The sequence below is a fragment of the Novosphingobium sp. EMRT-2 genome, assembly GCF_005145025.1.
Taxonomy (GTDB): Bacteria; Pseudomonadota; Alphaproteobacteria; order Sphingomonadales; family Sphingomonadaceae; genus Novosphingobium.
On record NZ_CP039695.1, the window covers coordinates 1,449,146 to 1,462,659 of the forward strand.

At 65.7% G+C, this 13,514-nt stretch carries 13 protein-coding genes; 7 read left to right on the forward strand and 6 right to left on the reverse strand.

Annotated features, from left to right (window positions below; translation table 11 throughout):
• Window positions 1–13: 13 nt before the first annotated feature.
• Window positions 14–985, forward strand: a complete 972-nt coding sequence (locus FA702_RS07065) for a type II secretion system F family protein (RefSeq protein WP_136955554.1) — start codon at window positions 14–16, stop codon at window positions 983–985.
• 18 nt (window positions 986–1,003) lie between these two features.
• Window positions 1,004–2,002 (forward strand): type II secretion system F family protein, encoded by a 999-nt coding sequence (locus FA702_RS07070; RefSeq protein WP_136955555.1) that lies wholly within the window; start codon window positions 1,004–1,006, stop codon window positions 2,000–2,002.
• A gap of 47 nt (window positions 2,003–2,049) precedes the next feature.
• Here FA702_RS07070 and FA702_RS07075 read toward each other — a convergent pair whose 3' ends face one another.
• The 6 genes from FA702_RS07075 to FA702_RS07100 all read right to left on the reverse strand — a co-directional run bounded on the left by FA702_RS07075 (window position 2,050) and on the right by FA702_RS07100 (window position 6,999).
• Window positions 2,050–2,832: a fumarylacetoacetate hydrolase family protein gene (locus FA702_RS07075; protein WP_136955556.1), complete on the reverse strand. Its 783-nt coding sequence runs from the start codon at window positions 2,830–2,832 to the stop codon at window positions 2,050–2,052.
• Complete coding sequence (locus tag FA702_RS07080; protein WP_124807740.1) at window positions 2,829–3,287, reverse strand: MarR family winged helix-turn-helix transcriptional regulator; 459 nt, start codon at window positions 3,285–3,287, stop codon at window positions 2,829–2,831. The genes FA702_RS07075 and FA702_RS07080 overlap by 4 nt, the downstream gene beginning before the upstream one ends.
• Before the next feature lie 159 nt (window positions 3,288–3,446).
• Complete coding sequence (locus FA702_RS07085; protein WP_255504747.1) at window positions 3,447–4,055, reverse strand: TetR family transcriptional regulator; 609 nt, start codon at window positions 4,053–4,055, stop codon at window positions 3,447–3,449.
• A 26-nt stretch (window positions 4,056–4,081) separates the two neighbouring features.
• Window positions 4,082–4,954: a crotonase/enoyl-CoA hydratase family protein gene (locus FA702_RS07090; RefSeq protein WP_136955558.1), complete on the reverse strand. Its 873-nt coding sequence runs from the start codon at window positions 4,952–4,954 to the stop codon at window positions 4,082–4,084.
• Window positions 4,955–5,013: 59 nt separating this feature from the next.
• Window positions 5,014–5,799: an SDR family NAD(P)-dependent oxidoreductase gene (locus tag FA702_RS07095; protein ID WP_124807743.1), complete on the reverse strand. Its 786-nt coding sequence runs from the start codon at window positions 5,797–5,799 to the stop codon at window positions 5,014–5,016.
• A 27-nt stretch (window positions 5,800–5,826) separates the two neighbouring features.
• Complete coding sequence (locus FA702_RS07100) at window positions 5,827–6,999, reverse strand: acetyl-CoA C-acetyltransferase (protein ID WP_136955559.1); 1,173 nt, start codon at window positions 6,997–6,999, stop codon at window positions 5,827–5,829.
• Window positions 7,000–7,146: 147 nt separating this feature from the next.
• Between FA702_RS07100 and thiL the strand changes: the two genes are divergently transcribed.
• From thiL to FA702_RS07125, 5 genes are all read left to right on the forward strand, one after another.
• A complete protein-coding gene (thiL, locus tag FA702_RS07105) occupies window positions 7,147–8,073 on the forward strand; it encodes a thiamine-phosphate kinase (protein WP_255504748.1) in 927 nt (308 codons plus the stop codon).
• Window positions 8,074–8,187: 114 nt separating this feature from the next.
• The gene (locus tag FA702_RS07110) at window positions 8,188–10,305 is read left to right on the forward strand and encodes a sodium-translocating pyrophosphatase (RefSeq protein WP_136955561.1); all 2,118 of its coding nucleotides are present in this window, start codon (window positions 8,188–8,190) and stop codon (window positions 10,303–10,305) included.
• 162 nt (window positions 10,306–10,467) lie between these two features.
• A complete protein-coding gene (locus tag FA702_RS07115; RefSeq protein ID WP_255504749.1) occupies window positions 10,468–11,652 on the forward strand; it encodes a GNAT family N-acetyltransferase in 1,185 nt (394 codons plus the stop codon).
• Window positions 11,649–12,530: a transcriptional regulator gene (locus FA702_RS07120; protein ID WP_136955562.1), complete on the forward strand. Its 882-nt coding sequence runs from the start codon at window positions 11,649–11,651 to the stop codon at window positions 12,528–12,530. The genes FA702_RS07115 and FA702_RS07120 overlap by 4 nt, the downstream gene beginning before the upstream one ends.
• A gap of 31 nt (window positions 12,531–12,561) precedes the next feature.
• Window positions 12,562–13,464, forward strand: a complete 903-nt coding sequence (locus tag FA702_RS07125; protein ID WP_136955563.1) for an acyl-CoA thioesterase II — start codon at window positions 12,562–12,564, stop codon at window positions 13,462–13,464.
• Window positions 13,465–13,514: the final 50 nt, after the last annotated feature.

The following is a 13,514-nucleotide window of genomic DNA, read 5'->3' on the forward strand; positions in this document are numbered from 1 at the left end:
GAGACCGATGCCGATGAACGCCCTGCCCCTGATCGTCGTCGTCTTCGGCGTGCTGGCGCTGTTCGGCATCGGCTATGCCCTCTTCCTGGGGCCTTCGCCCGCCAAGGAAAGCCAGCGCCGGCTTCAGGCCGTGCGTTTCCGCCATTCGGAAAGCGCTTCCGACAAGATGGAAGCGCAATACCGCAAGGCCGTGGCCGCGCGGAAGCCAACCACCTATCGCATCGCCGGATCGGCATCGCGGTCCGAAGCCCTTGCGCTGCGCCTGCACCGCACCGGCAAGGGATGGACGCTGACGCAGTACGTCTATGCCTCGATCGGGCTGGGCATCGCCGTCATGGCGCTGGCCACGCTCAAGACCGGCGCACCGCTGCTGGGCCTTGGCGCCGGTATCCTCGTTGGCGCTGGCCTGCCCCACATGATCGTCAACCGCGCGATCAACAAGCGGACCAACGCCTTCGTCACCCGCTTTCCCGACGCGCTGGAACTGCTGGTGCGCGGCCTGCGCTCCGGCCTGCCGATCAGCGAAACGCTGACCGTCGTGGCAAACGAACTTCCCGGCCCGGTGGGCGAGGAATTCAAGCTGGTAACCGACCGCATCAAGGTGGGCCGGACGATGGACGAAGCGATGCAGGAAACCGGCGATCGGCTGGACCTTCCGGAATTCAACTTCTTCTGCATCACGCTGGCCATCCAGCGCGAAACCGGCGGCAACCTTGCCGAAACGCTGGCGAACCTGGCCGACGTGCTGCGCAAGCGCGCCCAGATGAAGCTCAAGATCAAGGCAATGAGCTCCGAATCCAAGGCTTCCGCCTACATCATCGGTTCGCTGCCGTTCATCGTGTTCGCGCTGATCTACTGGATCAACCCCGCCTACATGCTGAAATTTTTCACCGACGAACGCCTGATCGTCATCGGCCTGGGCGGCATGGTCTGGCTCAGCCTGGGCGGCTTCATCATGGCCAAGATGGTCAACTTCGAGATCTGAGCGAGGGAAACGCACACCATGGATGCCCCGCACGGCCCCACCCTCCTCGGCTTCGACGTTCTTGCCGTCGGCTCGATCCTTGCCGGCGTCGCCGCGGCGGCGGTGATGCTCGCCATCTACGCCGCGATCACGGTCAAGGACCCGATGGCCAAGCGCGTCAAGGCGCTGAACGAACGCCGCGAACAGCTCAAGGCCGGCATCGTGACGCCCAACACGCGCAAGCGTGCGAGCATCGTCCACCGCAACGAGACGACCGATATCATCCGCACGTTCCTCGAAAAGATGAGCGTGCTGCAGGACAGCCAGCTTGCGACCATCCAGCAGAAGCTGGCGCAGGGCGGCATCCGCAAGAAGGAATGGGCCGTCGCGGTCATCCTTGGCCGCATGATCGGACCGATCGTGCTGGGCCTGATCGCCGCGCTGGTGATCTACGGCATCAACTACTTCCCCGAATGGGGCAGCTTCAAGCGCTTCATGGCGTTCGCGGTCATCGTGATCCTGGGCTACAAGGGGCCTGACCTGTTCGTGCAAAACCTCATCGGCAAGCGTACCTCCGCAATCCGCAAGGGATTGCCCGATGCGCTGGACCTGCTGGTCATCTGCGCCGAAGCCGGCCTCACGGTCGACGCCGCATTCAATCGCGTGGCGCGCGAACTGGGCCGCGCCTATCCCGAACTGGGCGATGAATTCGCGCTGACCGCGATCGAACTGTCGTTCCTGACCGAGCGGCGGCAGGCCTTCGAGAACCTTGCCTATCGCGTGAACCTGGAATCGGTGAAGGGCGTGACCACCACGATGATCCAGACCGAGCGCTACGGCACGCCGCTGGCATCGGCGCTGCGCGTGCTGTCCGCCGAATTCCGCCACGAACGCATGATGCGCGCCGAGGAAAAGGCCGCGCGCCTGCCCGCGATCATGACCGTGCCGCTGATCCTGTTCATCCTGCCGACGCTGTTCATCGTGATCCTTGGCCCGGCAGCCTGCTCGATCAGCGACAACTTCATCAACCGCAAGTAGGCGTTCCAAAGCCACGTCGTCCCCGCGCAAGCTGGGACGCCGTGGCCCTAGAACCGCGCGGCTTTCTGCTCGATCGCGCCGAACACCGCGCGGCCCTTGGCATCGCGCGCCTCGATCCGCAGCGTTTCCCCTACCGCGATCGGCACCACGCCCAGCGGCGCGGTCGCGACCAGCGTTCCCGCGCCCAGCCCTCGCACCGTCGCCAGATGCGCGATCTGCGCCCCGAAATCGGACACCGTGTCTCCCGAAAGCCGCTCGACCGGTTCGGCGCCACGCTCGACCGTCAGCGGCAGGCCCAGCCGGCCGCCCTGCCATGCCTCGCCAAGGCCGTCGGGCGTGACGAATACCGGCGAGAAATGGCGCGCCGCCAGTGCCGGCACGCCTTCTGCCCCGCGCAGCACGAGATCATCGACCAGCCCCACCAGCCTGATCCGCGCCAGCGCATCGGCGGCGGAAACGCCTTGGGGCACGTCACCCGTAACCGCGACCAAGCCAATCTGGACATCGCCCGGCACGTCATTGCCAGGCAGCGTCAGCGGATCGCGGCCTCCGCGCAGATCGTCGCTGGGCGCCCGCTCTGCGCCAGTGAACGCGGCAAAGGTGCGCGGCAGCGGCGCGGCCGCCTCGCGCTCGTGAAAACGCTTGCGCGGGATCGCGCCATGTTCGAGTTCGATCGCCAGCGATTCCAGCACCGGAGCGTTGCGATCCCAGGAATCGAGCAGATCGCGCAAGGTGGGTACGATGTGGTCCGCATCCGCATACCAGGCCAAATCGCTGGAGACGATGATCAGTCTGCCATCCCGGCCCTGTGGTAGCGACGTCAGCTTCATCTTCGCTCTCCCTCGATTACCCGCGCCGCCTTCAGCAGCTTGTCGAGCATCACGCGCAGACGTTGCGTCTCGCGCTCGGTGAGCGCGGAGAATATCCGCTCGTAGATTTCCTGCGCCTGCGGCCACAGACGATCGTACATGGCGCGGCCGGCTTCGGTAAGCATAAGATGATGCGACCGTCCGTCGGCAACGTTGGGACTGCGGCTGACCAGCCCGCGATCTTCCAGCACCTTGCAGGCGCGGTTGACAGCCACCTTGTCCATCAGCGTCACGCGCACCAGTTCGCGCTGGGTCAGCGATCCCGCATCCCCCAGCACCGCCAGCACGCGCCATTCCGGGATCTTGAGGCCGAATTCGTTCTTGTATTCGCCGGAAATGAGATCGGTTACCGCATTGGCGGTAACAGCCATGCGATAGGGTATGAACTCATCGAGACGGGTCTGCTTTCCGGCCATAAGATCGCTTCACATGAAACCAACCTGACTCGCAAGCGAAACAATGTTGCCTGCGAAAAGGACGATGCCATTAATTCAAGCGAAGCTGACCGGTCGCACGACATTTTCTTTAGGCGGGCATCGGGCCAACTACCTTGGCCCTTCCCGTGGCGGCGCGTGTCAATGCGCCAGAATACCGGCCATGATGATGTCGATGGTGTGTTCGCGATAGCGGTCGCGCAGTTCTTCGGTCAGCGTATCCTGATCGAAGCAGTGCCGCAGCACCAGCCGCGCGGAAAAGAAGCGATCAGCGGCTCCGGTCAGCGTGAAGTAGAAGAGCTGCGCATCGATCGGCCGGAACACGCCAGCCTTCACGCCTTCATCGATCAGCCGTTCGTAGGCAAGGTAGAGCGGCGTCAGGTATCGTTCGGCGATCCGCTTCGCTTCCGCATCGTCGCTGTCCCGAACCAGCCGCATCAGCAGGCGGTTGAGATAGGGGTAGGCGTAGAAGGTTTCGATGACCTTGGAGATGTGGCGCCGCAGCTTGGCTTCGGGCGCCATGTCGTCCTTGGTCACCAGCGCATCGACACTGCGGACGATGGCTTCCATGTCCCGGTCCAGCAAGGCTTTGAGCAGACCGGCCTTGTTACCGAAATAGTATTTCACCAGCGCCGAGTTCAGCCCCGAGCGCAACGAAAGCTCGGACAAGGAAATGTCCACCAGATCGCCTTCGCGCATGATCGCGGAAGCCGTCTGGAGCAGCAGCTCGCGCGCGCCGGGCGTATCCATCGTGTCCTGTTTCCTGTTCGTCTCGGTCATTCCCAGTCCGGCTCGTCCCACCATGGATAAAAGGCGGGCATATCCGATGAAACGCGTCCGGGGTAGCGGGGAGCGCGTTTTTCAAGAAAACTAGCCACACCTTCCTGTGCATCGCTGCCGCGCGACAGGGTATAGATGGCCCGGCTGTCGACGCGGTGCGCCGCCATCGGGTGGTCCGCCGCCGCATTGCGCCACAACATCGCGCGGGTCATGGCCACGGACACGGCGCTGGTATTATCGGCAATCTCGCGCGCGAGGCCCCTGGCCGCATCGAGCAGTTCGCCAGGCTCGTGCAGCGATCGGACGAGGCCGCCGCGCAAAGCTTCCTCGGCATCGAACACGCGGCCGGTCATGGTCCATTCCAGCGCCTGGGGCAGCCCCACGATGCGCGGCAGGAACCAGCTCGACGCCGCTTCGGGCACGATGCCGCGCCGCGCGAAGACGAGGCCGAAACGCGCCGTCTTCGACGCGAGCCGGATGTCCATCGGCAACTGCATGGTAACGCCCACGCCCACCGCCGCGCCATTCACGGCGGCGATGATCGGCTTCTTCGACCGGTAGAGCCGCAAGGTCAAAAGGCCACCACTGTCGCGCACCCGTGGGTCCGACAGGTCCGTGACCTGTTCATCGCTGGAGAACGGCCCGCCCTTGCCATCGGGGGTGAGGTCCGCTCCCGCGCAGAAGGCGCGATCACCCGCCCCGGTGACGATCACGACCCGCACCGCGTCATCGGCATCAGTGCGGTCGAACGCGTCGATGACTTCCTGCATCATCGTGCCCGTGAAGGCATTCATCTTCTCGGGGCGGTTGAGCGTCAACGTGGCAACGCCCTCCTCGATATCGAGGAGAATCTGCGAATAACCGGTCATGGCCCTCTCCCGGGGACGGCAGGGCGCGCCCGTTGACGCGCCCCGCGTCTGTTATGGTATCAGCGCGGCGCCATGCGGATGGCACCGTCGAGGCGCACGTCCTCGCCGTTGAAATAGCCCGTTTCGATCATGCAGAGCGCGAGGTTGGCATATTCCTCGGGCATGCCGAGCCGCTTGGGGAACGGGACGGAGGCGGCCAGCGCATCCTTCACGTTCTGCGGCGCGGCCGCCAGCAGCGGGGTGTTGAAGATGCCGGGCAGGATCGTGTTCACGCGGATGCCTTCGCCCATCAGGTCGCGCGCGATCGGCAGGGTCATGCCGACGACGCCTCCCTTCGAGGCGGAATAGGCCGCCTGGCCCATCTGGCCGTCTTCCGCGGCGACCGACGCGGTGTTGACGATCGCGCCGCGCTCACCGAACTCGTCACACGGATCAAGCGTCAGCATGCCGGCCGCCGACTTGGCGATGCAGCGGAACGTGCCGACCAGGTTGATCTGGATGATCCAGTTGAAGGCGTCCATCGGGAAGTGCTTGACCTCGCCGGTTTCCTTCGAGCGGCTGGCGGTCTTGATCGCGTTGCCGGTGCCAGCGCAGTTGACGAGGATGCGTTCCTGGCCATGGGCCGCGCGCGCCTTCGCGAAACCGGCATCGACGCTTTCGTCCGACGTCACGTTCACTTCACAGAACACGCCGCCGATTTCGGCCGCGACGGCTTCGCCCTTTTCCTTCTGCAGGTCGAAGATGGCGACCTTTACGCCCTTGGCGGCGAGCGCGCGGGCGGTGGCGGCGCCGAGGCCGGACGCGCCGCCGGTGACGACCGCGGCAACAGTGTTATCAAGCTTCATGGTTCTCAATCCTCTCCCGGAAAACGATTACAGCGCCTCGACGATGGTGACGTTGGCAACGCCGCCCCCTTCGCACATCGTCTGCAGGCCATACTTCTTGCCCCGCGCGCGCAGCGCGTGGATCAGCGTCGACATCAGCTTGGTGCCCGATGCGCCGAGCGGATGGCCCAGCGCGATGGCGCCACCGTTGACGTTGAGCTTCTCAGGGTCCGCGCCGGTATGCTTGAGCCAGGCGAGCGGCACCGAAGCGAAAGCCTCGTTCACTTCATAAAGGTCGATGTCGCCGATTTTCATGCCGGCGCGCTGGAGCGCGCGGTCGGTGGCGAACAGCGGTTCTTCCAGCATGATAACGGGATCGCCAGCGGTCACGGTCAGGCTGTGAATGCGGGCGATGGGCGTCAGATTGTAACGCTTGAGCGCCTCTTCCGAAACGACCAGCGCCGCGCTCGAACCGTCGCAGATCTGGCTGGAGGTTGCGGCGGTCAGCGAGCCGTCCGGGGAAAGCAGCTTCACGCCGGCGATGCTTTCCAGCGTCGCGTCGAAACGGATGCCTTCGTCCACGGTGTGCTGCTGTTCGCCTTCGGGCGTTTCGATCGTGATCGGCACGATTTCGTTGGCGAAGGCATTGGCCTGCGTCGCCGCGATGGCCTTCTGGTGGCTGGCGAGCCCGAACCGGTCGAGATCGTCCTTGGTGAAGCCGTGCTTCTGCACGATCATTTCCGCGCCCATGAACTGCGAGAACATGACGTTCGGATACTTGGCCTCAAGGCCCGGCGACTTGTAGTGCCCCAGCCCTTCCTTCATGTGGAAGGTGGCATTCGAGCCCATCGGCACGCGGCTCATGCTTTCGACGCCAGCCGCGATCACCACATCCTGCACGCCCGACATCACCGCCTGCGCCGCGAACTGGATCGCCTGTTGCGAGGAACCGCACTGGCGGTCGATCGTCACCGCCGGGGTGGATTGCGGCAGCAGCTTCGAGGCGAGCACGGCGTTGCGCCCCACCTGCATCGCCTGCTGCCCGGCCTGGGTGACGCAGCCCATGATAACGTCGTCCACCGCCGCCGGATCGATACCGGTGCGCGAAACGATCGCATCGAGGCTCGCCGCCGCCAGATCGACCGGGTGAACCCCGGCGAGCCGGCCACCGCGCCGCCCCCCGGCCGTGCGAACCGCATCCACGATATAGGCCGTTGCCATGATCTTCCGACTCCTCTCGGGCAAATGATTTAATCGAACGGTTAAACCGCACACGATCCATGGTCAAGCGGTCACGCCGCAACGCCCTCTATCCGCGACAGGAAGGCGGGCCTTTACCCGCACGCCGTCTCGCCCCAAAGGATGGGGGTGACCGATCCCCTCCCTCTTGACGAAAGCGGGTTCATCGCCGCGCTGCGCGCGCTGGCGCGCGATCCCGCGGCGCGCGGGCTGGCCGATGATGCCGCCGTGCTGGCGTTCGGCGGGGAAGCTCTGGTGCTCACGCACGACATGATGGTCGAAGGCGTGCACTGGCTGCCCACGCAGGACATGGCGGACGTGGCCTGGAAACTGGTCGCCACCAACCTGTCCGACCTTGCTGCCAAGGGAGCGGTGCCGGCGGGCGTTTTGCTGGGCTATATGCTTGGCCGCGATGACGCGCGGTTTCTTGCCGGCTTGCGCGAGGCGCTGGACGCGTTCGACGTACCCCTGCTGGGAGGCGACACCGTGGGCGCCACCGCGCCGGGCACGCATGCAGCCGAACGGCGCGCAATCGGGCTGACCGCGATCGGCGGGGCGACGCACCGCCCGGTTCCGTCCCGAAGCGGCGCGAAGCCGGGCGATGGGCTGTGGCTGACCGGCCCGGTCGGCGCGGCCATGCTTGGTTTCGAGGCGCTGCAGGCAGGCGGCACCCCGGCCGACACCGCAGCCTTCCGCCGTCCCGTGCCGCGCCTGGCCGAAGGCAAAGCGCTCGCACCGCTCGTCAGCGCCATGATGGACGTGTCGGACGGCCTGCTGATCGACAGCGCCCGCCTGGCCGAAGCCAGCGGCGTGACCATCGCGATCGATTCCGGCGCAGTGCCGCTCCCCGCGGCCCTGCCCGCCGCGCGCGCCGCCGATGCCATGCGCTGGGGCGACGACTACGAACTGCTGTTCACCCTGCCGGGTGGCATGACGCCCCCGTGCCCCGCGTGGCGCATCGGATCGGTCGCGCCGCAAGGTCCGCATCCGCTGCTGGTGGACGGCATCCCGCCCGCAGGAAGGCTGGGCTATATCCACGGCACCCAGGACAATTGATCCAGGTCATCGTTTCGCTTGCGAGGCGCGAATAAACCTATAGCCTCCCCGACCAACCCGCAACGACGGGCAACCGGACAGAAAGGCGCCGGATCAATAAAGGGGGATGCTCTCGTGAACCTAGTAACAATTGCAATAGTGTTGGGGTTACTAGCCATCGTCTACGGCTTCGTGACCAGCCGCCAGGTGCTTGGCGCACCGGCGGGCAATGCCAGAATGCAGGAAATCGCCGCCGCCATCCAGGAAGGCGCGCAAGCCTATCTGAAGCGCCAATACACCACCATCGCCATTGTCGGCGTGGTCGTCGCGGTCATCGTGGCGATTTCGCTGGGCGCGGTATCGGCCGTCGGCTTCGTGCTTGGCGCGGTGCTCTCGGGTGCGGCAGGGTTCATCGGCATGAACGTGTCGGTCCGCTCAAACGTCCGTACCGCCGCCGCCGCGCAGTCCGGCCTGCAGCAGGGCCTTACCCTCGCCTTCCGCGCCGGCGCCATCACCGGCATGCTGGTGGCGGGTCTGGCTCTCCTCGCGATCGCTGTGTTCTTCTACTATCTCACCAGCGTCGCCGGTGAAGCGGCCAACAGCCGCACCGTCGTCACCGCGCTCACCGCGCTCGCGCTCGGCGCCAGCCTCGTGTCGATCTTCGCGCGTCTGGGCGGCGGCATCTTCACCAAGGCCGCTGACGTCGGCGCCGACCTCGTCGGCAAGGTCGAGGCCGGCATTCCCGAGGACGATCCGCGCAACCCGGCGGTGATCGCCGACAACGTGGGCGACAACGTGGGCGACTGCGCCGGCATGGCCGCCGACCTGTTCGAAACCTACGTCGTCACCATCGGCGCCACCATGATCATGACCGCGCTGCTCGTGAAGAACGCGGCCAACCTCGATGCGCTGATGGCGATCCCGTTGCTGATCGGCGGCGTCTGCATCGTCACCTCGATCGTCGGCACCTATTTCGTGAAGCTCGGCTCCTCGAACAACATCATGGGCGCCATGTACAAGGGCTTCTTCGTTACCGCCTTGCTCTCGGTTCCGGCGATCTGGTTCGCTCTGAGCCACGCACTGGGCGGCGACATGGAAGCGAGCACGACCTATCAGGCGTTCGGCCATGACTATGCGTTCACCGGCCGCACGCTGTTCTACGCGGGCTTCGTCGGTCTGGCGCTGACCGGCCTTATCATCTGGATCACCGAATACTACACCGGCACCAGCTACCGCCCGGTGAAGTCGATCGCCAAGGCCTCGGTCACCGGGCACGGCACCAACGTGATCCAGGGCCTGGCCATTTCGATGGAAGCCACCGCGCTTCCCGCGCTGGCGATCGTTGCCTCGATGGTCATCACTTACAAGCTCGCCGGCCCGCTCGGCATCGCCTATGGCGCCACCGCCATGCTCGCGCTCGCCGGCATGGTCGTCGCGCTCGATGCCTATGGTCCGGTCACGGACAACGCCGGCGGCATCGCCGAAATGGCCGGGCTCGACGATTCGGTCCGCGAAAAGACCGACGCGCTCGATGCCGTGGGCAACACCACCAAGGCGGTCACCAAGGGCTACGCAATCGGCTCCGCCGGTCTCGCCGCGCTGGTGCTGTTCGCCGCATACACCACCGACCTGCGCGAATTCTTCCCGAGCCTGAGCGTCGATTTCAGCCTCGAGAATCCTTACGTGATTGTCGGCCTGCTGCTCGGCGCGCTGCTGCCCTACCTGTTCGGCGCGATGGGCATGACTGCGGTCGGCCGGGCCGCCGGCGATGTCGTCGTCGACGTGCGGGATCAGTTCCGCGACAATCCGGGCATCATGGAAGGCACTTCGAAGCCCGACTATGCCCGCACCGTGGACCTGGTGACCAAGGCCGCGATCAAGGAAATGATCGTGCCCTCTCTGCTCCCGGTCCTCGCGCCGATCGTCGTGTACTTCGTGATCTCGTGGGTCGCGGGGCAGGACAACGGCTTTGCGGCGCTGGGCGCCTTGCTTCTCGGCGTGATCGTCGGCGGCCTCTTCGTCGCCCTGTCGATGACATCGGGTGGCGGCGCGTGGGACAACGCCAAGAAGTACATCGAGGACGGTCACCACGGCGGCAAGGGATCGGAAGCACACAAGGCCGCCGTCACCGGTGACACCGTCGGCGATCCCTACAAGGATACCGCCGGTCCGGCGGTCAATCCGATGATCAAGATCACCAACATCGTCGCGCTGCTGTTGCTTGCCGCGCTGGCTGGCCATAGCATGGTCTGATCATAACGTCCGGCCCGAGTCGGGGAGAAAGCGACCCCGCCCGTTCATTCGGGCGGGGTCATTTCATTTCGGTGCGATCATTAACATAACTTTCGGTCCTTGCTGGTAGCCCGGACACGCGGCGTTGATCCCGCAGGCAGTCCAGGGCCGGAAGTCAGTTTCGTGAGCGCGCAACCTTTCATCGAACGCCGATCCCGGCAGCGCCTTGCGCCAGCACCGGCTAACGCCGTCATCACGGGCGATTCCGCGCTGATCGTCGCGCCGTGGAACAGCTGGGTCGATGCCGAGGCGGTGCGGCGCTGGGATGCCCTGGCGCGCGATGCCTCCACGCCCAACCCGTTCTTCGAAAGCTGGTATCTGCTGCCGGCGCTGCGCCGTTTCGACCCCGCAGGCACGGTTCGGATCGCCCGGCTGGAGCGCGGCGGTGAACTGATCGGGCTGATGCCGCTGGCGCCTTCCTGGCGCTATGGCCGGTGGCCGCTGCCGCATCTGGCCAACTGGCTGCATCCCAACTGCTTCCTGGGTGCGCCCCTGGTCGCGCGCGGGGACGAGCCGTCATTCTGGCGCGCCTTGCTGGCCTGGGCCGATGCCAATGCCGGCCCGGCCCTGTTCCTTCACCTTGCGCTGCAACCGCTGGACAACGGCCTGATCGGCAGCCTCTACGCGATCGGCGCGGAACAGGGCAGGCGCATCGCACTGGTGCATCGGGAAGAACGCGCGCTGCTGTGTTCCCGGCTTGCGCCCGACGATTACCTGCAGCGCGCGGTGCCGGGCAAGAAGCGCAAGGAATACCGCCGGCAACAGGCCCGCCTGTCCGAACTGGGAGCGCTGGAGTTCCACCGCGAAGATGGAATCGAGCGGGTCGCTTCGTGGGTCGAGCAATTCCTGACGCTAGAAGCCGAAGGCTGGAAAGGCCGTTCGGGCAGCGCGCTGGCCTGCGCGCCGCAAACCCAACTGCTGTTCCGCGAGGCGATGAACGATGCCGCCCATCGTGGACTGCTTGAACGCCTGAGCCTTACCCTTGACGGACAGCCGATCGCCATGCTGGCGAACTTCCTGACGGCGCCCGGCGCCTTTTCCTTCAAGACCGCTTTCGACGAACGCTATGCCCGTTTCTCGCCCGGCGTTCTCCTCCAGCTGGAAAACCTGGCCATGCTGGAACGCGAAGATATTGCATGGTGCGACAGTTGCGCCGCAGCCGATCACCCGATGATCGATTCGCTGTGGATGGAACGCCGCTCGATCGGCCGTCTCTCCATCGCGATCGGCGGATCGACCCGCCGCGCCGCGTTCGAACGGCTGGTAGCCATGGAACTCAACCGCAATCCCGCAGGGATCATCCCATGAAACCAGACCACGGATCGTTTGGCGAAAGCCACCGCTTGCCCGTCTTCGCCGACGAGGCCCGCGCCACCTTCGCGTCCTGCTATCCCGAACAGCCGCACAAGCTGACGCACCGGCTGGGCGATCACCCGCTGATGGCGCTGGACGCGCTGGCGGCCATGGCCGAAGCACTGCCGGCGCCATCGGTCGAATACAACCGCTCCGACTTGCCCGTGGGGCTGAACGGCGCGAAGGCCGAAGGCAACGGCCTGGGCATCGGCGATACGATCCGCAACATCGCGTCGACCGGCAGCTGGGCGGCGCTCAAGAACATCGAACAGGTGCCCGCCTATGGCGAACTGCTGGCAAGCCTGCTGGAAGAACTGCGCCCGACGATCGAGGCCCGCACCGGCGCGATGCTGAAGCCGCAAGGCTTCGTCTTCGTCACCAGCCCCGATGGCGTCACGCCCTATCACTTCGATCCGGAACACAACATCCTGCTGCACTTGATGGGCAGCAAGGTGATGACGATGTTCCCGGCGGGCGATGCCTTCTACGCCCCAGACGAAACGCACGAGACCTATCACACGGGCGGCGGGCGCGAACTTTACTGGCGCGACGAGCTGGCGGCAGGCGGCCGCGAATGGGCGCTCTCCCCCGGCGAGGCGCTGTTCGTGCCGGTGATGGCCCCGCATTTCGTCCGCAACGGCCCCGCACCTTCGGTATCGCTGTCGATCACCTGGCGTTCCGAATGGAGCTTCGCCGAAGCCGATGCGCGGGCCTTCAACGGACTGCTGCGCAGGAACGGCCTGAGCCCGCGCGCGCCCGGCCGGTGGCCCGCGAGCAACAAGGCCAAGGCCTTCGGCTGGCGCCTCTATGCCAAGGTCAAGGGTTTGCGTTGACGTAAACGGCAGGTTCGCGCATGGGAGCGCGATGACCGACGCATCCCCTGCCCCCCAGCTTTCCGGCGAGGAACTTGTCAGCGGCCTGTTGCGCCTGCTCGACGTCGATGATCTGGGCGGCGACCGCTTCCTGGGCAGCCGCAAACCCGGCGGCGTCGGCCGCGTCTTCGGCGGACAGGTCATCGGACAGGCACTCGCGGCGGCCGAACGCACGGTGCCGGAGGATCGCCCGGTCCATTCGCTTCACGCCTATTTCCTGCGCGGCGGCAACGAGGACTACGAGATCGATTTCCGCGTCGAGCGCGATCTCGATGGCGGCAGCTTCTCCAACCGCCGCATCGTCGCCAGCCAGCTTGGCAAGCCGATCCTGACCATGCTGGCCTCGTTCCACCGGCGGGAGCCGGGCGTACGCCATGCGAGTGCGATGCCCGCCGTCCCCGCGCCCGAGGAACTGGTCAACGAGCGTGAACTGCGCCGCCGCCATCTCGACAAGTTGCCCAAATCGCAGCAGGAATTCGTGCTGCGCCAACGCCCGATCGACCTGCGGCCGGTGGAACCGGAACGCTGGACCTCGGCGAAGCGGATGGAACCGGTCGCGAATACCTGGTTCCGCAGCATGGCCGCCCTGCCGGACGATCCAAAGATCCACCGCGCGGTGCTGGCCTACGCCAGCGACATGACGCTGCTGGGCACCTGCACGCTTCCCCACGAACTGCGCTGGGACAAAGGCAACGTGATGAGCGCCAGCCTCGATCACGCGATCTGGTTCCACGACGATTTCCGCGCCGACGAATGGCTGCTCTATGCTTGCGACAGCCCGTGGGCGGACCATGCGCGCGGCTTCAATCGCGGCAGCATTTACACGCGCGACGGCCGGCTGGTCGCCAGCGTGGCGCAGGAAGGCATGATCCGGCCGATCGCGCCCAAGGCCTGATCCGCGTCCGCCAGTCGCCATTCCACCAGCCGCCAAAGCGCGTCGACCAA

Coding starts and splice junctions, on each gene's coding strand:
- FA702_RS07065 (WP_136955554.1), top strand. CDS start 14: ATGAACGCCCTGCCCCTGATCGTCGTCGTCTTCGGCGTGCTGGCGCTG.
- FA702_RS07070 (WP_136955555.1), top strand. CDS start 1,004: ATGGATGCCCCGCACGGCCCCACCCTCCTCGGCTTCGACGTTCTTGCC.
- FA702_RS07075 (WP_136955556.1), bottom strand. CDS start 2,832: ATGAAGCTGACGTCGCTACCACAGGGCCGGGATGGCAGACTGATCATC.
- FA702_RS07080 (WP_124807740.1), bottom strand. CDS start 3,287: ATGGCCGGAAAGCAGACCCGTCTCGATGAGTTCATACCCTATCGCATG.
- FA702_RS07085 (WP_255504747.1), bottom strand. CDS start 4,055: ATGGATACGCCCGGCGCGCGCGAGCTGCTGCTCCAGACGGCTTCCGCG.
- FA702_RS07090 (WP_136955558.1), bottom strand. CDS start 4,954: ATGACCGGTTATTCGCAGATTCTCCTCGATATCGAGGAGGGCGTTGCC.
- FA702_RS07095 (WP_124807743.1), bottom strand. CDS start 5,799: ATGAAGCTTGATAACACTGTTGCCGCGGTCGTCACCGGCGGCGCGTCC.
- FA702_RS07100 (WP_136955559.1), bottom strand. CDS start 6,999: ATGGCAACGGCCTATATCGTGGATGCGGTTCGCACGGCCGGGGGGCGG.
- FA702_RS07120 (WP_136955562.1), top strand. CDS start 11,649: ATGAAACCAGACCACGGATCGTTTGGCGAAAGCCACCGCTTGCCCGTC.
- FA702_RS07125 (WP_136955563.1), top strand. CDS start 12,562: ATGACCGACGCATCCCCTGCCCCCCAGCTTTCCGGCGAGGAACTTGTC.